This window comes from Lentzea atacamensis (assembly GCF_003269295.1).
Classification (GTDB): domain Bacteria; phylum Actinomycetota; class Actinomycetes; order Mycobacteriales; family Pseudonocardiaceae; genus Lentzea; species Lentzea atacamensis.
The window spans coordinates 354,918-372,732 of the sequence record NZ_QLTT01000001.1 but is presented as its reverse complement, the minus strand read 5'-3'; the positions used below and the strand labels follow the sequence as shown (position 1 = coordinate 372,732).

Sequence of the window (17,815 nt, the reverse complement as noted above, 5' to 3'; positions counted from 1 at the left end):
GGCCTCGTCGTCACCGAACTGGAGGACAGCGCGGTCCTGGCGGCCGCGGTCGTGGACGACATCAGCTCACGGCGGGTGATCTGTCCACACTGGATCGGGTGGAAGTTCTCGCCGATGCTCAGCGATCACCACGACGGAAACCGGGTGACTCGCCCGTGTTCGCAACGCGACGTCATTGTTGCTGGACTCCAAAGTGGAGCATGGGTTCACCATCACTCGATGCGGTTGATCCTGGCCCCGCGCCGTGCTTTTCGTGATCTCGCGGGTACCAGGGATTGACCGATCGGCTCCAAGTCCCAGGAGGACGACGACATGAAGGCCAGGACTACCGCGTTCGCCGCCTTGTGTGCGGCGATTCCGTTGGTGCTCGCTCCCACCGCGGCGAACGCGCTCGCCTGCCTCGGCAACTTCAGCGACACCGTCGGCGCACTGACGAAGATCACGCGCGAGGAGTTCATGTCCCGCGTCTGCGCCGCCCAGCTCCAACCGGGAACAGACCGCAGGGACGTCCAGGAGCTCAAGGACGTCGTGCTGCCCAAGGCCGTGCAGGGGCTCGGCGGCCTGGAGCTGGTCTACGCCCGCGGCAAGCCGGTCCTGGACGGCGCCGTCGAGAAGTGCTACTCGCCGGACGACTACTGCAACCCCGATGCCGTCGGGCGGGCGACCCGCTGCCTGAAGAGCGAGCTGCCGGACCTGGCCCTGTCCACCTTGGGTCCGGACGCGCTCGCTGCCAGCTGCGAGGAGATCAAGGCCGCCGCGGCGACGGATCCGCAGGCGCTGCGGGAGAGGGCGCGCGCCGCCGCGGAGTCGTACATCAGCTTCCTGAAGTCCAGGCAGAACTGACCTGATCACGTGCGAGGCGCGCCGGGAGCGGTGGCCGGCGCGCTCACGTGTCTCCGAGGTCGTGCCGGACCCGAGGTGACCGCGTGAGCCGGCCCCGGTCAGTCGCCGCGAGTCACGGTGTCGAGCAGGTTCTTCGCGACGTCGCGCAGCTTGACGTTCTCGTGCTGCGAACGCTGCACGAGCATGGCGAACGCCTCGTCCGCCGTGCAGCTGTGGACCGCCATCAGCACGCCCTTGGCCTGGTCGATGGCGGCACGGGACACGAGCGCCTGCTCCAGCTGGGTGATGTGCTCGCGGGAGCGCTGCCACCGGTGAGCGCCGCTGATCGCCGCCGACGCGGCCGTGGTGAACAGCCGCATCAGGCCTTCGTCGAACGGGTCGAAGGCCTCCGCGGTGTGGCTGTAGATGTTGAGCGAGCCGATGAGCTGTGCGGTGGCCTCGTCCGCCGAGGGCAGCAGGACGGGCACCGACAGGTAGGCGCGGATCCCGTGCCCGGCCGCCGCCGCCTCGAACTCCGGCCACTCGTCGACGTGCTCGCCCACGACCGCGCGCACGACCTGCCGGGTTCTCACGGACTCGAGACACGGCCCGCGGTTCGCGCGGTACTGCTCCTCGTCGACGTCGACCAGTCCGGTGTCGGTCGTGGCCGCCGTCTGCGGCTGCTCCGCCGTCACCAGGGAAATGGTCACCGCGTCGGCGTCCGGCACCGCCCTGGCCGCGGTGTCGGCCAGCCGCTGCAGCGCGTTGTCGAGCGGTTCCTCGCCGGTCAGAGCGTCGCGCAGCACCACAAGGGCTTCGGCCGTCTCGTCCAGGCGCTCGAGCGGATCGGGGCGATCCCCGTTGGTGGAGGGCGTGGATGCGGAGTGGGTCGCCTCGTAAGCCATGCCGTGGTACCTCTTCCTCCGTCAAGTGGAGTCCACGACGCCGACTGCTTGACGCGCTCAAGGCATGGTACGGCTACGGGCCGGAACCGGACCGGCGCCGGGTCGCTGCAGTGCTCAACTTCCCGGGCCGGAACCGGCCGGTCCACCCGGAGGCAGGCCTACCGCGCTGACATGCACGTGCACGGCTTCCTCCCATTACCCGTTTGCCACCGATCTCACTCCTGCACGCTCAGGCGTGGCCGTGGATCACGGCCAGGGCGTGCTCGCGCGCCGGTGCGCTCAGCGTGGTGTTGAGCTGCTCGAACAGCGCTTCCGCGGTGACGCCGTTCCAGCCGGGCGGAAGCAGCGACAGGGGCAGCCCCGGGTCGCTGTAGGGCAGGCGCCGCCACTGGGTCAGCATCGGCACGTAGAGCTGAAAAGCCTGCTCCGGGGTCGTGACGCGGTCCGCGACGGCGTCGAGAACGGGGCGGTGGCGGCGCACGAAGTCCGCGTACAGGTCGGCCAGCTCGTCCAGGTCCCACCACGCCCGCACCTTCGACCGCAGGTCCCCGAACGCGAAGTGGTGGCCGGTGAAGATGTCGACGTACTCGGCCAGCCCGCGGCGTTCCAGGGTCCGGCGGGTCTCGGTGGCGAGGTTGCCCGGCGCCACCCACACCCCCGGTGCCGCGGTGCCGAAACCGAGCTGGGTCAGGCTGGTGCGCAGCGCGTGGCGCTTCTCGCGTTCGGACTCTGGCACGGAGAACACGACGACGAGCCATCCGTCCCCGGCGGTCGCCCGCCTGCGTTCGAAGATCCGGGCGTCGCCCTCCGCGAGCGTTTCGAGGGTCGGTTCGGCCAGCGCGTACCCGGCGGCGCCGTCGCGGCGCTCGCTGCGGACCACGCCACGGCGTTTCAGGCGGGAGATCGAGGACCGCACGGCCTGGCCTTCGACGCCGAGATCGGCCATGAGCTGCACGACGGACGCCACCGAGAGCCAGTTGTGCTCGCCGCGCGCGTACAGGCCGAAGATCGTGATGATGAGCGGGCCGAGCCGGTCGCGCCCGGCGGGGGCGGTCGTGTCCACCTCGGCGCCGCTGTTCAGCGCGACGTTCAGTGCCGTCTCCTCGTCCATGCCCGTGATCAACCGCGGGTGAGTTTAACGGTGTTGCGCAGCTCGCCCAGCCCGCTGACCCGCGTGACCACCACGTCGCCCTCCTGCAGGAAGATCTGCGGCTCACGTGCGCTCCCGATGCCGCTGGGCGTGCCGGTGAGGATGACGTCGCCCGCGCGCAGCGTCATGCCCTGGCTGAGCTCGGCGATGATCCGGGCGAAGGAGAACGCCATCTGCCCGCTGGAGGCGTTCTGCAGCAGGCGGCCGTTGACCTCGCACTGCACCTGCAGGTTCGCGAGGTCGTCCACCTCGTCGGCCGTCGTCAGCCACGGGCCGAGCGGCATGGTGGCGTCGATGCTCTTGCCCTTGAGCCACTGTCCGCCGTGCGCGCGCTGGAGATCGCGCAGGGAGACGTCGTTGGCGACGAGGAAGCCGAACACGTGGTCCATGGCCTTCTCCACGGGGATCGACCGGCCGTCGCGGCCGATGACCATCGCGATCTCGGCCTCGTAGTCCCACTTCGTGGAGAGGCCCGGGTCGTAGGCGATGTCGTCGGCCGGGCCGATGACGGTGTCCGGGCCCTTGGTGAAGAACGTCGGGCGCTCGGGCAGGGAAGCGGGATCCTGCCCCTCGCGCTTGCCCTTCGACTCCTCGAAGTGGTCCAGGTAGTTCCAGCCGGTGCACAGGATGTCGCGGTTGAAGCGGTGCAGCGGCGACTCCAGGCGGACCTCGGCCAGCGGCAGGACATCACCGCGGGCACCGGCCGGCCTGCCCCGGACGATGTCGTCGACGGTGGCCGGCAGCAGGGCGATCGACTGCTCCGCCTCGTCCACGACACCGGCACGGCGGACGCCGTCGACGGTCACAGCAGCGAGTTTCACTATCGCGTCCCCATTTCGCTGATCATGAAACCGCTATGGCTTGCGCAGGCGGTGGTCGGGGATCACGGCCACGCCGAGGATCTCGATGAGGGCCTCCGGCTGCCACAGGGCGGTGCAGCCGATGCCCGCCATGGCGGGGTAGACGGGGCCGGCGAGCTCGCGCCACACCTTGCCGATCTCTTTGCCGTGGGCCTGGTAGTCCGGGATGTCTGTGAGGTAGATCGTGATGCTGACCAGGTCTTCCGGCTCGCCGCCCGCTTCGCGCAGCGTGGTCAGCACGTTGCCGAACGCCTGGCGGAACTGCTCGACGATGCCGCCGGGGACGATCTTCATGTCCGCGTCGAGGGCGGTCTGCCCGCCCAGGTGGAGCGTGTTGCCCGCGAGCGTGCCGTGTGAGTAGCCGCTCGGGACGGGAAGGCTCGGCGGGTTCACTGCTACTGGCCTCATGCGTATTGACAATATCTGACGGCGGTGAAGAATGCGATATATGGAGCCCGACCTGAGCAAGTACCAGCTCGAAGGCGACAACTCGATGTACCGGCTGCCCAGCGGTCTGGTCGCCCCGGTGGTGACGCGTGGCGGCATGGAGAACCCGGACACCGCGAACTCCGGCGGCGCGATCCGGATCTCCGGCGTGAGCATCCAGCACACCCCGGCGACGAAGCTGTGGTTCGGCAAGGTCACCAACGAACCCGGCTACCGCTCGGTCACCCACCACCACGGTGAGGCGGAGACCGGCGGTTACGTCCTCTCCGGCCGGGCGCGGATCTACTTCGGCGAGAAGTTCGAGGACTACGTCGACATGGAGGAGGGCGACTGGGTCTTCGTGCCGCCGTTCATGCCGCACATCGAGTGCAACCTCTCGCGCAACAAGCCCTTGACGTGGATGACGACGCGGACGCCGGAGAACATCGTCGTCAACCTCGACGACGTCCCGGACGAGGAGCTGCGCGATTGGCTGACCCGATGACCACCGGGACCCTCGCGACGTCGGCGGTGTTCACGTCGGCCATCACCCTGGACGAGGCCGAGCCGCAGCACTTCGACCTGGCTTTCACCGCCGTCACCCAGCCCTGCCCGTGGCCCAAGGCGTACGGCGGTGACCTGGTCGCCGCCGCGGCTGCCGCCGCCATGCGATCGGTGACCGACGGCAAGACGCTGCACTCGATGCACAGCTACTTCCTGCGCCCGGCCGACATCGGCGCCCGGGTGCGCTACGAGGTGGAGCTGCTGCGCGACGGCCGTGGCTACAGCACCCGTCAGGTCCGCGGCTACCAGAACGGCAAGCCCCTCTACGTCTGCCTGGCGAACTTCGCGGCCGGCGAGGCCGGCGGCAGCTTCCAGGCCGAGTTCGCCGGCGGTGTGCCCGGACCGGAGGAGCTGCCCGGTTCGGCGGACTACCTCGCCGGGCGCAGCGGCGGCTCGATGACCGAGGTGTCGAAGGCGTACTGGTCCGGTGGCCGGAGTTTCGACATGCGGCACGTGCCCGGCCCGGTCTATCTCGCGGTCGAGGGCGAGCGCGTCCCGCACCAGGCGGTGTGGGTCAGGCCGTTCGACCCGCTGCGCCCGGTCGAGGGACTGACCGACGCGCAACGGGACCTCGCCGCGCTGGCGTACGTCTGCGACTACACGATCCTGGAGCCCGTCCTGCGGGTGCTCGACCTGCCGTGGGCGCAGCCGGGACTGGTCACCGCGAGCCTCGACCACGCCATGTGGTTCCACCGCCAGGGGCCGGTCGGCGACTGGCTGCTCTACACCCAGGAAGCGGTCGCCGCGGACGGGGGACGCGGCCTCGGGTACGGCCGCTTCTTCACCCGCGATCACCGTCACCTCGCCACCGTTGCCCAGGAGGGCATGATCCGCGCCGCTCGACCTGCCGCCGGAAGGACTCAGCATGGACACCTTCGCTCGTGACCACCTCCCGCCCGCGGAGTTGTGGCCGACGATCGAGTTCACGACACCGGAGCTGAACTACCCGGAGCGGCTGAACGCCGCCACCGAGCTCATCGATGTCCCGGTGGCGAAGTTCGGACCCGACCGGCCCGCGCTGCGCACGCCCGCCGGGGAGGTGTGGTCCTACGGCGAGCTGCGGACCCGCGCCAACCAGGTCGCTCACGTGCTCACCGAGGACCTCGGACTCGTGCCGGGACAACGGGTGATGCTGCGGTCGCCCAACAACCCGTGGACGGTGGCCGCGTGGCTCGGCGTGCTCAAGGCCGGCGGTGTCGTCGTGACCACGATGGTGGCGTTGCGAGCCCGTGAACTGACGCCGGTCCTGGAGCGGACACGTCCGTCGATCGCGTTGGTGGACAACAGGTTCACCGAGGACGTGCGCACCGTGCTGTCGTCGCTGGAGGTCGTGGAGTACGACGACCTCGCGGCACGTGCGGGAACCAAGCCGGGGGAGTTCACCGCCGTGGACACCGCCGCCGACGACGTGGCGCTGCTGGCGCCGACGTCCGGCAGCACCGGGGCGCCCAAGATCACCGCGCACTTCCACCGCGACGTCCTGTCGATCGACAACACGTTCGGCCGGCACGTGTTGCGGTTGAACGAGAACGACCTCGTCGCCTGCACGGCGCCGTTCGCGTTCACCTTCGGCCTGGGCATGCTCGTGGTCTTCCCGTTGCGAGCCGGCGCCTGCGCGCTGCTGACCGAGGCCGCCACCCCGGCGCAGATCGCGGATCTGGTGGCAGAGCACGGGGTCACGGTGCTCGCGACGGCACCGACGGCGTACAAGGCGATTCTGCGGGACGGCGCGGAGCAGAAGCTCGCGGGCCTGCGCGGCGCGGTGTCGGCCGGTGAGCACATCCCGCGGGAGACCTGGGAACGGCTGCGCGAGCGGCTCGGGCTCCGGGTGATCGACGGCATCGGCGCCACCGAGCTGCTGCACATCTTCATCTCGGCCGCCGGCGACGACATCCGGCCCGGCGCCACCGGGAAGCCGGTGCCCGGTTACCGCGCGACCGTGCTCGGCCCCGAGGGCGAGGAGCTCGGCCCCGGTGAGCCGGGGCGGCTGGGGGTCATCGGCCCGGTCGGCTGCCGCTACCTCGACGACGCGCGGCAGAAGGACTACGTGGTGAACGGCTGGAACGTCACCGGTGACGTGTTCCACCGCGACGAGGACGGCTACTTCCACTACCACGCCCGCAGCGACCACATGATCGTGTCCTCCGGGTACAACATCGGCGGGCCGGAGGTCGAGGAGGCCATCGACACCCATCCCGACGTGGTGGAGTCCGCCGTCGTGGCCAAGCCCGACGACGAACGCGGCTCGGTCGTGTGCGCCTTCGTGGTGTTGCGGGAGGGCGTACCGGCCGACGCCGAGAAGGCCAGGGAGATCCAGGACCACGTGAAGCGGACCATCGCCCCCTACAAGTACCCGCGCGACGTGCGGTTCCGCGACTCGTTGCCGCGCAACGCGAGCGGCAAGCTGCAGCGCTTCGCACTCCGCGAGATCGTCGAGGACGAGGTGCTCACGTGAAGATCGGTGTCGTCGGCGGTGGCCCCGGTGGCCTGTACTTCGCCGCGCTGATGAAGCAGCTCGACCCGCGCCACGAGATCACCGTCTGGGAACGCAACGCCCCGGACGACACGTTCGGCTTCGGCGTGGTGTTCTCCGACGAGACCCTGGGCGGGATCGAGAACGCCGACCCCGAGTTCGCCGACGCCATGGCGCGCAGGTTCGCCAGGTGGACGGACATCGACATCCACTACCGGGGCGAGAGCCACACCGTGGGTGGTCAGGGCTTCGCGGCGATGGGGCGCAAGGAGCTGCTCGGCCTGCTGCAGCGGCGATGCCGTGATCTCGGTGTGGTGGTGCACTTCTCGACACCCGCCCCCGCCGCGGACCGGCTGCGCGAGTCGCACGATCTGGTGGTCGGGGCGGACGGCGTCAACTCGCTGGTGCGACAGTCCTTTCCGGACAGCTTCCGCACCACCCTGGACCGCCGCCACAACAGGTACATGTGGCTCGGCACCGACCGGGTCTTCGAGGCGTTCCAGTTCTTCATCAGGGACACCGAGTGGGGCACGATGCAGGTCCACGGCTATCCGTACTCCGGCACCGGTTCCACGTTCATCGTCGAGATGCACGAGGACGTCTGGCGCCGCGCCGGGTTCGACACCGCCGAGGAGTTTCCTCCCGGCGTCTCCGACATGTCCGCTGTCGAGCGGATCCGCGAGCTGTTCGCCGAGGAACTGGCGGGCCACCAGGTGTTCGCGAACAACTCGAAGTGGCTGAGCTTCACCACCGTGCGCAACGAGCGCTGGCACGACGGCAACCTGGTCCTCGTCGGCGACGCCGCGCACACCGCGCACTTCTCGATCGGCTCCGGCACCAAGCTCGCGATGGAGGACTCGCTCGCTCTCGCCGCGTGCCTGCACGAGCACCCGGACGTCGAGACCGCGCTGACGGCGTACGAGACCGAGCGGCGTCCCGTCGTGGAGTCCACGCAACGAGCCGCGCAGGCGTCGCTGGAATGGTTCGAGAACATCGGCATGTACGTGGGGCAGGAGCCGACCCGGTTCTGCTTCAACCTGCTGACGCGGTCCCGCCGGATCACCTACGACAACCTCCGCACCCGCGACTCGGACTTCGCCGACCGCGTCGACGCCGCTTTCGCCGCCTCGCAGGGGCTGGAGAGCACCGCGCCGGCGATGTTCCAGCCGTTCCGCCTGGGACAGCTGGAGCTGAAGAACCGGGTGATCGTCTCGCCGATGGACATGTACTCGGCCGTCGACGGCGTGCCGGGCGACTTCCACCTCGTCCACCTCGGGTCCAAGGCGATGGGCGGGGCGGGGCTGGTGATGACGGAGATGGTCTGCGTCTCACCGGAGGGCCGCATCACGCCCGGCTGCACCGGCCTGTGGAACGACGAGCAGCGCGACTCCTGGGCGCGGATCGTGTCGTTCGTCCACGAGCGCAGCACCGCCCGGATCGGTCTGCAGCTGGGGCATTCCGGCCGCAAGGGCTCGACGCGCCTGATGTGGGAGGGCATGGACGACCCGCTGCCGGAGGGCAACTGGGAGACCGTCGGCCCGTCGCCACTGCCGTACGGGCCGGGATCGCCTGTGCCGCGCGAGATCGGCCGCGACGAGATGGACCGGATCACCGCCGAGTTCGCCGCCGCCGCCCGGCGTGGTGCCGAAGCGGGTTTCGACCTGGTCGAACTGCACTGTGCGCACGGCTACCTGCTGTCGTCGTTCCTTTCGCCGATCGCGAACCAGCGCACCGACTCCTACGGCGGCTCGCTGGAGCACCGGCTGCGGTACCCCTTGGAGGTGTTCGACGCGGTTCGCGCGGCGTGGCCGGCCGAACGGCCGATGATCGTGCGCGTCTCCGCGACCGACTGGATCAGCGGCGGCAACACCGAGCACGACGCGGTAGAGATCGCCCGTGCCTTCATCTCGCACGGGGCGGACGGGATCGACGTGTCGTCGGGGCAGGTCGCCAGGGAGGAGCGGCCGGCGTACGGCCGCTCGTACCAGACCCCGTTCGCCGACCGGATCCGGCACGAGGTCGCCGCCGCCACCGGCACGGCGGTCATCGCGGTCGGTGCCATCGCGTCCTACGACGACGTGAACTCCATCCTGCTGGCGGGCCGCGCCGACCTGTGCGCGATCGGCCGCACGCACCTGTACGACCCGCACTGGACCCTGCACGCGGCGGCCGAACAGGACTACCGCGGCGCCGGGGCCCAGTGGCCTGTCCAGTTCCAGGCCGGCAGCCGCAAGCCGCCGACGTCGCGCACCGACGCCGTCCGGCCGCGGCTGTCGCTGTTGCGGGCGGACGCTCCCGACCGGAACGTCCACCTGCGCTGGACCCCGCACCGGGAACCGGCGGCGCTGTCCTGAGAACGGGTCGCGGCGCCGTGCCGCGACCCGTGCTCGGATCAGGAGTGCGGGCAGGTGTCGCGGTACTCCTCGATCAGGGTGCCGGGACGTGGGGCGGGGCAGAGGAACTGCTCGTAGCGGGTGTCGTTGTCGACGAACCGCTTGAGCCACGAGATGCTGTACTTGGCGATCGTCGTGTTGGACGTGTTCGGTGCCAGGTGCGAGGCGTTGTTGAGCTCCAGGTACGCCTTGTCCAAAGTGGACGGCAGTGACGTGTAGAACGGCTCGGAGTGCTGTGCGACCGGTGCGATGGAGTCGTTCTCGGCGCCGATCACCATGGTCGGCACCCGCACCGTCGACCAGTTCTTCGTGGTGTGCCAGCCGGTCAGCGGGATCGCCGCCTGCAGTGCCGGGCGCTGGGCGGCGGCGCGCAGGCTGCCGCCACCGCCCATCGAGTGACCCATGACGCCGAGCCGGGTGGCGTCGACCCGCGACCGCACGTCGCTGCGCTGGGTCAGGTAGTCCAGCGCCGCGAGCAGTTGCGTCGCGCGGCTGTCGGGCTGGTCGAAGACCGTGGTCGTGTCGATGGTGAACACCACGAAGCCCTGGGACGCGATGCGCGGGCCGAGCCACGCGATGGTCGCCTGCGTGCCGGTGAAACCGGGCGAGATGGCCACCGCGCCGAACGTGCCGGACGCGGTGCTGGTCGGGTAGTAGATCGTGCCGCCGCCGAAGCCTCCGACGAGCGACGACACCGAGGTCTGCGAGATGGCGAACGGGCCGCGTGCCGCCTCGATGCTCGCGGTGGTGGGGGCGGGGCCGCGTTCGTACGGGTTGTCGGCGGCGTGCGCGGTGCCGCCGACCAGCAGCAGTGAGAGCGCGATCGGGATCAATGAACGGAGTTGCACGGCGTTGTACTCCTCATTCGGCAGGGGAACTGAGAGGACGTTCTCGACCCTGCAACCCGTGTCGTGCGGTCCGCATCGGTGCAACCACCGGTCTTGACCGGGAAACTTCGGGCACAAAACTAACAGCGGTAGGTGAATTTCGCCGTGACCCCTTCCGCAGGCCGTCCGGGGGCCGTAAGACTGGCCCGATGCTGCGTGGTCGTGACCGGCAGCGCGTCGCCGTCGACGCGTTGATCAGCCGTGCGCGCGTTGGGTGCGGCGGGGTGCTGGTGCTGCGCGGTGAGGCCGGTTCGGGCAAGACCGCGCTGCTGAACGCCGTACGGGACAGCTACGACGCGTTGCTGTGCCTGGACGTCCTCTCTCTCGACGACGACCTCCTGCGGCTCGCTCGCGACGTCACCGGCACACGGGCCGCGCTGCTCATCGCCAGCGAGGGCGAGCCGCGCGGGCTGCCGAGCGTGACCCTCGACCCGCTGGACCGCTCGACGAGCCTGCGCGTGCTGCACGACCTGGTGCCGGGTGTGCCCGCCACCCTCGCCGTGGACCTCGCCGACCTGGCCTGCGGGAACCCGCTGGCGCTGGTCGAGCTGGCGGAGTCCCTCACGCCCGCCCAGCTCGGGGGCACCGCGCCGCCGCCAGAGGTGCTGCCCGCGAACAGCTCGCTGCGGATCCGGTGGCGTGCCCGGTTCGACGCGCTGTCGCGTCGCGCACGGCACGTCGTCGCGCTGGCCGCGGTGGACGAGGAGCTCGACGCCGAGGCTCTGGCCGCGCTGGACCTCGATGCCGTGGTGGAAGCGGGTTCGTTGCTCGATCCGCGCAGGCTCGTCCGGTCGGTGCTGCGCGCGGAAGTGCCGCTGGAGCTGCGCCGCGAGGCACACGCAGAGCTGGCGGCGACCCTGCCACCGGGACCTCGCCGCACCTGGCACGAGGCGGTCACGAGCCAGGACACCGCGCTCGCGGAGGTGCTCACCGCGCACGCCGAACGCGCCCGCCGGTGCGGTGACTTCGCCACCGCGGCCCGCGACCACGACCGCGCGGCCCAGCTCACCGCCGATCCCGAGGTGAAGGCGCGGCGCCTGCTGAACGCCGCCTCGGACCACTGGTCGCACGGTGCGCCGCACCGGTCGCGGGCCGTCCTGCGCACCGCCGTCCGGCTGACCGACAACCCGGAGCTGACGGCGCTCACGGACCTGCTGGCCGGCGGCATCGAACTGGGTGAGGGACTGCCGGACGTGGCCGCCGACCGCCTGGTCCGGGCCGCGAAGAGCCTGGCGGGCACCCGGCGCTCGCTCGCGGTGGCCGCGCTGGGGTTCGCCGGCGAGGCCGCGAACATCGCGGGTGACCAGCGCCGGCACGCCGAGGCGGCGGAGTTCGCGAGGGAGATCCTCCGCGACGACGAGTCGCCCGCCACCCGTCTCACGCTCGACCACCTGATCGGGATGTCCGCGACGTTCGCCGGACGGCACGACGAGGCCCTGCCAGTGCTGCGCGAGGTGGTCGAGCTCGCCGGCCGGGTCCCGGGACCGCAGGCGCGGATCTGGGCGAGCCAGGCCGCGTACGTGCTGGGCGACGCCGCCCGTGCGCACGAGATGGCGACCAGCGCGGTCACGTCGGCGCGGGAGTGCGGACTGATCGCGCTGGTGCCGTGGGCGCTGGTGTACCGGGCGCTGTCGGCGTTGCTGCTGGACCAGCACGACGCGGCGCTCACCGCGGCCACCGAGGGCGTGCACGCGGCGACCGCGATCGGCCAGCACAACGCGGTGGTCGACCACCTGACGATCCTCGCGCTGCTCGCGGCGTTGCGCGGAGACGCGGACAGCGCGCTGGAACGCATCGGCACCGCCACCGAGCACATCACCCAGCGCGGGCTGATCCGGCCCGGCACACTGCGCGCGTGGGCTTTCGCGTGCGTCGACCTGACACGGGACCGGCCGGCCGACGCACTGGGCCGGTTGCGGCTGCACTCCGGTCACGTCGGCATCAAGGTGATGGCCGCACCGCACGTCGTGGAGGCCGCCGTCGCGTGCGGCGAACCGTCCACAGGGGACAGAGCACTCCGCAGGTACGAGAAGTGGGCCGGTGCCACCGGCAGCGCGGCCCGGCTGGCGCTCTCGCACCGCTGCCACGCGCTGCTGGCTCACGGCACGGCCGACGAGCACTTCGAGGAAGCGATCCGGCTGCACCGCGCAAGCGGCACCGCGATGGAGCTCGCGAAGACCGAGCTGCTGTACGGCAACCGGCTGCGGCGCGGGCGCAAACCCAAGGCGGCGCGCGAACACCTGCGCGACGCCATGCGCATCTTCCAGTCCTACCAGGCAGATCACTGGGTGACCCGTGCTAGCGCCGAGCTGCGCGCGGCGGGGGAGCCGACCGGCGCGCCGCTGCCCCGGTCCGAGCTGACGCCGCAGCAGGCGCAGATCGCCCGCCTGGTCGCGGAAGGCGCGACGAACCGCGAGATCGCCGCGCAGCTGTTCCTGAGCCACCGCACGGTCGAGCACCACCTGCGCAACATCTTCGCGCGGCTCGGCGTGCGGTCGAGGGTCGAGCTCACCAGGAGACTCGGTTGAGACTGGAGGTCGTGTGCGCGACGGTTACCGGCACTGGCAGAGGATTCCGACCCGGTGGGCGGACAACGACGTGTACGGGCACGTGAACAACGTCGTCCACTACGCGTTCATGGACACCGTGATCAACACGTGGCTGATCGACGCGGGCCTGGACATCCACGACGGCACCGTGATCGGCCTGTGCGTGGAGTCCCACTGCAACTACCGCGGCTCGGTCTCGTTCCCGGACGCGCTGGACGCCGGGCTGCGGATCGGGCACCTCGGCCGGTCGAGCGTGCGCTACGAGGTCGGGTTCTACTTCGAGGGACGTGACGACGTCGTGGCGGAAGGCCACTTCGTGCACGTGTTCGTCGACCGGACGACCCGCAAGCCGGTGGAGATCCCCGCGCAGCTGCGCACGGCGATGGAAGGCCTGGTGGTCGCGTGAAGACGCGGGGCGCGGTGCTGACCGCTGTCGGTGGGCCGCTGGAGATCACCGACCTCGAGCTCGACCCGCCCGGTCCCGGCGAACTGCTGGTGCGCGTGCACGCCACCGGCCTGTGCCACTCCGACCTGTCCGTGATCGACGGCTCGCGGATCCGGCCGCTGCCCATGGTGCTCGGGCACGAGGCGGCGGGCGAGGTCGTCGAGGCGGGCCCGAACGCGGAGTTCGCGCCGGGCGACCACGTCGTGCTGTCGTTCGTCCCGGCGTGCGGCGCCTGCCGCCGGTGCGCGTCCGGCCGCCAGGCCTTGTGCGAACCGGGCGCCGTCGCGAACCGCGACGGCACGCTGCTGGGCGGGCACCGCCGATGGACGCTCCCGGACGGCACCCGGCCACACCACCATCTCGGCGTCTCCGGTTTCGCCGAGCACACCGTGATCTCCGGCCGCTCCGCCACGCTCGTGCCGCCGGACCTGCCGCTCGACATCGCCGCGCTGTTCGGGTGCGCCGTGCTGACCGGTGCGGGCGCGGCGTTCTACAGCGCGCAGGTCGTGCCGGGGGACCGGGTCGCGGTGTTCGGCCTGGGCGGCGTCGGGCTGGCCGCCGTGCTCGCGGCGGCGACGGCGGGCGCGACGCAGATCGTGGCGGTGGACGTCGTCGACCACAAGCGCACGCTGGCCCTCACCCTCGGCGCGACGCACGAGGCCGCCGGTGGCCCCGAGGTGGTGAGCCACGTGCGGGACCTGACCGGCGGCGGCGCGGACAAGGTCATCGACACCACGGGCGTCGCGGCGGTGCTCGAACAGGCCTACGCCGCCACGGCCGTCGGCGGCACCACCGTCACGGTCGGACTGCCGCACCCGGACCGCACGATCACGTTGCCCGCGCTGAACCTCGTCGCGGAGGAACGCACGCTCAAGGGCAGCTACCTGGGTTCGTGCGTGCCGCGCCGGGACGTACCGCGCTTCGTCGACCTGTACCGGGCGGGCCGGTTGCCGGTCGACGGGCTGCTGTCCGGGCGGCTGGGGCTCAGCGAGATCAACGAGGGGTTCGCGAGGCTCGCGTCCGGGGAGGCCGTGCGTCAGGTCGTCGTCATGGCGTGAGCGTCGGCGCGCCGCCGGTCAGTTGCGGCGCAACGGCACGACCACCTCGGTGAGGCAGTCGTCGGGAACCGTGGCTGTGTCCGGTCCCGTGAGGTACAGCTCTCGCGCCGGGGCCTCGTACGCGGCGCCGATTTCGTCGTACCGGCCGTGGTGGAACGTCTGCGCGACCGGCCCTTCCGGCAGAACGACGACGTCGATGTCGCCGCTCTTCTCGGGTCTGCCGGAGATCTGCAGCAGATGGAGGTCGAGGTCGAGCTCCCGGCCGGGAGCCGGGTCCGGGCAGCTGAGCTGCGGTGGTCCCGCGGGTGTCACCGCGGCGCGCGCGGCGAACTCGTAGAGGTCCTGCAGTCCTCGGCCGACGGCACTGGCGATGCCGGCCGCGGTCGTGTTCACCCGCTGATGGCAGGTGACGGTGGAGGCCAGCTCGGTGAATGTCACGTCGTATGTCATGTGCCTGAGGATCCGCAGCTTCCGGAGTGTGGGGCAGAGTCCGACGACATGTGCCAGGCCGCTCGACGGAGTGAGGAGAGCGTTCATCAACCTCGGGCCGGTGAACGCTCCGCTCATCACGGGTCAGGCCGGTGCCGGTTCGACGGCGGCCCCCCCGGTCAGAAGATGATCTCGCAGCCGGACAGCGACTCGAACCGCGAGTCGCAGCGGTCGGCCGGTCCCGCGCCGCCGTCGCCGACGTCCAGGCCGGACGGATCGGTCAGCGTGTCGTTCCCCGCGCCACCGTTGACGATGTCGTTGCCGGCACCGCCGTCGAGGTCGTCAACGCCCGCGCCACCGTTGATGCGGTCGTTGCCGTTTCCGCCTTCGATGCGGTCGGCGCCGTTCTGGCCGTTGAGGGTGTCAGCGCCCTCACCGCCGCTCACGGAGTCCGCGCCCGCTCCCGCGTTGACAGTGTCGTCGCCCGCGCCGCCCTCGATGGTGTCGGCGGCAGCGCCGCCGTTGAGGATGTCGCTGCCGGCCGCGCCGTCCAGGCGGTCCGGGCCGTCGCCGCCCAGGAGGGTGTCGTTGCCGGCCTCGCCGTTGAGGGTGTCGGCGCCGGCCTCACCGGAGGCCCAGTCGTTGCCCGCACCGCCGAAGAACTCGTCCGCGCCGGCCCCGAGACAGACGGTGTCGTTGCCACCGAGGCCGAACACCACGTCGTCTCCGCCGAGCGTCACGATGACGTCCGGCCCGTTGGTGCCGAACACGACGTCCGGTCCGTTGGTGCCGACGTGCGTGGCGGTCAGGCCGTTGCACGTCTGCGGCTGCGCTGCCGCCGTGCCCGTGGGCCAGAACACCAGGCCCGCGGTCACCAGGAGCACTGGTACCACTGATCTTCGATAGTCGCTCATGTCAGCAGTTTCTTGCTGCGGCACGAGCAGACATAAGGGGCCAAATCAACGGTGGCGGCGCAACCACGTGCTCACCAGGCTGGTGGCGAGCAGCACGGCACCCGCCACCAGGAGCAGGACGCCTCCGCCCACGGCACCATCGGTCAGGTCCCACACCACCTCCGGCACGACGATGGTCGTGGCCACCACGCCCGCCACGAGCAACACCGTCGAATGCACACCGAGATAGGCGGCGAAGCAGGCGGCGGCGAGCCCGGCGGTGAGCGCGTAGGCCACCCATGCGTTGCTGCCCAACGGTTGCTGGGCGCCGAACAACGCGGTCGCGGCACTGACCGCCAGCGCGAGCGGTACCGGTCGCAGAACGTCCACAAGGGACAACAGAGCGCCGATCAGCCCGAGCGCGAACAACGCCACACCGATCACGAGCGGGACGTCCGCGGCGTACTCGGTGGTCCACGCGATGACCGTGGCGATCGCCGCCGCGGCGAGGGTGAGGCAGGCCAGCGCCGTGGGCACCAGCAGGTACGCCGCCACCGCGACGACGAAACCCGTTGTGGCACCCACGACGAACTCGCGAGACGACACCGCGGTTCCCGCAGTGAACGCCGCCGTCACGACGGCGAGCGAGAACAACGTGCTGACGACGCGCCGGCGCACATCAGTGACAGCGCGCACCGAACGGCCGCCCACCGCCACGGCCGCGACCAACAGCAGAACGGTCGCCGCCCCGAGCACCCCGACCCTGGTGAGGCGGGACATGTCTTCCCAGGACAGCCCGAGCAGCAGCGCGGCCCCGCCGAGGACGAGCCCGCCGCCGACGTACGCGGCCAGCTCGGTGACCCGATCGGCGACCCGCGGCGGCGCACCGGTCTCCTCGAGTGCGTCGCGTACGGCGCTTTCCTGGTCGGCCGACAGCACTCCCCGCGTGGTGAGGTCGTGCAGCGCCTGGCTCTGCCTCGCGGTAATCGCCATGGTCATCATCCTCCCGAGGCCAGATCTCCCGCACGGCCGGAACCGCCGGCCACGCTCCGGCGACCACGACGGTCATCGGGTGCAGCCTCACCATTCTGCCAGCAGGAACCGTTGTGGCACGTCGCTTTCCAGCTCTCGCACCGCGAGTCGGCGCGTGCGCCTCCGAAGTCCGAAAAGGACGATCATGGGCAGGGTGAACGGCAGGCCGTCAGGCGCCTGCCGGGGCGTGACCAAGGGCCCTTGAAGTGGGATCCTGGTCAGGAGAAACCTGCTCGCGGAGGTGGACGATGGGCTCGAAGCTGCTCTCGCGAGTCGTACGGCACGCGTTCCCCGGCCGCAACAAGCTCGCGACCGCCGGCGATCGCCTCGAAGGCGCGGCGCTGGTCGCCGCCGTGATCGTCGCGCTGCTCGCCGTGCCGGTCGCGGGTGCGGCCGGCTCCGAACTCCACGCGAGCCGGCAGACGCGGGTGGAGACCGAGCAGACGACGCGCCAGCGCGCCGAGGCCGTGCTCGCCGAGAACGCCCCGCCCGCCATGCGGGTGGATGACCGCGGCACGGTGCTGGAGACCACGCCCGTGCGCGCGACGTGGCTCGCACCGGACGGGAAGGAGCGGCAAGGCGAGGTGCAGGCGCACCACGGCGCGATGGCGGGCGCCACCGTGCCGATCTGGATCGATCGGAACGGTGACCTGACCGAGCCGCCGTTGTCCGCCGCGGGGGCCGCGATCACCGCGATCGTGGTCGCCCTGGTGGTGTGGGGCTCGGCGACGGCCGCGGCGGCGCTGCTGTACCTCCTGACCCGGTTCACGCACACGCGGTTGCGGTTGCGGCGGTGGGAGCTGGAGTGGCGGCAGGTCTCAGCCGACTGGACCTCCCGCTGAAGCCTCGTGCCGCCGTTCGAGCGCGGTCTGTACGTCGTGGAGAACTGCCGGCGAGATGAAGTCGGCGCCGCCGTGCACCAGGTGGTG

17 protein-coding genes are annotated in these 17,815 nt (G+C 71.0%); 9 read left to right on the top strand and 8 right to left on the bottom strand.

Annotated features, from left to right (window positions below; all coding sequences use genetic code 11):
* Window positions 1-312: 312 nt before the first annotated feature.
* On the top strand, window positions 313-843 hold the full coding sequence (locus tag C8D87_RS02010; protein ID WP_112225318.1) for a hypothetical protein: 531 nt from the start codon (window positions 313-315) through the stop codon (window positions 841-843).
* A gap of 98 nt (window positions 844-941) precedes the next feature.
* On the opposite strand, the gene C8D87_RS02005 is transcribed toward C8D87_RS02010, so the two are convergent.
* The 4 genes from C8D87_RS02005 to C8D87_RS01990 all read right to left on the bottom strand — a co-directional run bounded on the left by C8D87_RS02005 (window position 942) and on the right by C8D87_RS01990 (window position 4,145).
* Window positions 942-1,727, bottom strand: coding sequence for a GAF and ANTAR domain-containing protein (locus tag C8D87_RS02005; protein ID WP_112225317.1), 786 nt, complete (start codon window positions 1,725-1,727; stop codon window positions 942-944).
* A gap of 229 nt (window positions 1,728-1,956) precedes the next feature.
* Window positions 1,957-2,838, bottom strand: a complete 882-nt coding sequence (locus tag C8D87_RS02000) for a PaaX family transcriptional regulator (protein ID WP_112225316.1) — start codon at window positions 2,836-2,838, stop codon at window positions 1,957-1,959.
* Window positions 2,839-2,846: 8 nt separating this feature from the next.
* A complete protein-coding gene (locus tag C8D87_RS01995) occupies window positions 2,847-3,698 on the bottom strand; it encodes a fumarylacetoacetate hydrolase family protein (RefSeq protein WP_112225315.1) in 852 nt (283 codons plus the stop codon).
* A 33-nt stretch (window positions 3,699-3,731) separates the two neighbouring features.
* Window positions 3,732-4,145 carry a RidA family protein gene (locus C8D87_RS01990; protein ID WP_112225314.1) on the bottom strand — a complete coding sequence of 138 codons (414 nt, stop codon included), beginning with the start codon at window positions 4,143-4,145 and terminating at the stop codon, window positions 3,732-3,734.
* Between the two features lie 40 nt (window positions 4,146-4,185).
* On the opposite strand from C8D87_RS01990, the gene C8D87_RS01985 reads away from it, so the two are divergent.
* From C8D87_RS01985 to C8D87_RS01970, 4 genes are read left to right on the top strand one after another with little or no spacing between them, the layout of a single operon-like run.
* A complete protein-coding gene (locus C8D87_RS01985) occupies window positions 4,186-4,668 on the top strand; it encodes a cupin domain-containing protein (protein ID WP_109636796.1) in 483 nt (160 codons plus the stop codon).
* Window positions 4,665-5,612 carry an acyl-CoA thioesterase gene (locus C8D87_RS01980; RefSeq protein WP_112225313.1) on the top strand — a complete coding sequence of 316 codons (948 nt, stop codon included), beginning with the start codon at window positions 4,665-4,667 and terminating at the stop codon, window positions 5,610-5,612. Before C8D87_RS01985 ends, C8D87_RS01980 begins: the two co-directional genes overlap by 4 nt.
* Complete coding sequence (locus C8D87_RS01975; protein WP_112225312.1) at window positions 5,593-7,182, top strand: AMP-binding protein; 1,590 nt, start codon at window positions 5,593-5,595, stop codon at window positions 7,180-7,182. Before C8D87_RS01980 ends, C8D87_RS01975 begins: the two co-directional genes overlap by 20 nt.
* Window positions 7,179-9,554: a bifunctional salicylyl-CoA 5-hydroxylase/oxidoreductase gene (locus tag C8D87_RS01970; RefSeq protein WP_112225311.1), complete on the top strand. Its 2,376-nt coding sequence runs from the start codon at window positions 7,179-7,181 to the stop codon at window positions 9,552-9,554. Before C8D87_RS01975 ends, C8D87_RS01970 begins: the two co-directional genes overlap by 4 nt.
* 38 nt (window positions 9,555-9,592) lie before the next feature.
* Here the strand turns inward: C8D87_RS01970 and bdeA are convergent, their stop codons facing one another.
* Window positions 9,593-10,441, bottom strand: a complete 849-nt coding sequence (gene bdeA, locus C8D87_RS01965; RefSeq protein WP_411711325.1) for a bis(hydroxyethyl) terephthalate hydrolase — start codon at window positions 10,439-10,441, stop codon at window positions 9,593-9,595.
* Between the two features lie 188 nt (window positions 10,442-10,629).
* On the opposite strand from bdeA, the gene C8D87_RS01960 reads away from it, so the two are divergent.
* From C8D87_RS01960 to C8D87_RS01950, 3 genes are read left to right on the top strand one after another with little or no spacing between them, the layout of a single operon-like run.
* A complete protein-coding gene (locus tag C8D87_RS01960; protein ID WP_112225310.1) occupies window positions 10,630-13,008 on the top strand; it encodes a LuxR family transcriptional regulator in 2,379 nt (792 codons plus the stop codon).
* Window positions 13,009-13,021: 13 nt separating this feature from the next.
* Window positions 13,022-13,435, top strand: a complete 414-nt coding sequence (locus tag C8D87_RS01955; RefSeq protein ID WP_112225309.1) for an acyl-CoA thioesterase — start codon at window positions 13,022-13,024, stop codon at window positions 13,433-13,435.
* Window positions 13,432-14,532: a zinc-binding dehydrogenase gene (locus tag C8D87_RS01950; RefSeq protein ID WP_112225308.1), complete on the top strand. Its 1,101-nt coding sequence runs from the start codon at window positions 13,432-13,434 to the stop codon at window positions 14,530-14,532. Before C8D87_RS01955 ends, C8D87_RS01950 begins: the two co-directional genes overlap by 4 nt.
* A gap of 18 nt (window positions 14,533-14,550) precedes the next feature.
* Here the strand turns inward: C8D87_RS01950 and C8D87_RS01945 are convergent, their stop codons facing one another.
* From C8D87_RS01945 to C8D87_RS01935, 3 genes are all read right to left on the bottom strand, one after another.
* Window positions 14,551-14,982, bottom strand: coding sequence for a hypothetical protein (locus C8D87_RS01945; RefSeq protein ID WP_146771600.1), 432 nt, complete (start codon window positions 14,980-14,982; stop codon window positions 14,551-14,553).
* A gap of 158 nt (window positions 14,983-15,140) precedes the next feature.
* A complete protein-coding gene (locus tag C8D87_RS01940; RefSeq protein WP_112225306.1) occupies window positions 15,141-15,875 on the bottom strand; it encodes a calcium-binding protein in 735 nt (244 codons plus the stop codon).
* Window positions 15,876-15,920: 45 nt separating this feature from the next.
* Window positions 15,921-16,847 (bottom strand): DUF2157 domain-containing protein, encoded by a 927-nt coding sequence (locus C8D87_RS01935; RefSeq protein ID WP_170166286.1) that lies wholly within the window; start codon window positions 16,845-16,847, stop codon window positions 15,921-15,923.
* A 287-nt stretch (window positions 16,848-17,134) separates the two neighbouring features.
* On the opposite strand from C8D87_RS01935, the gene C8D87_RS01930 reads away from it, so the two are divergent.
* On the top strand, window positions 17,135-17,728 hold the full coding sequence (locus tag C8D87_RS01930; protein ID WP_112225304.1) for an Rv1733c family protein: 594 nt from the start codon (window positions 17,135-17,137) through the stop codon (window positions 17,726-17,728).
* Window positions 17,729-17,815: the final 87 nt, after the last annotated feature.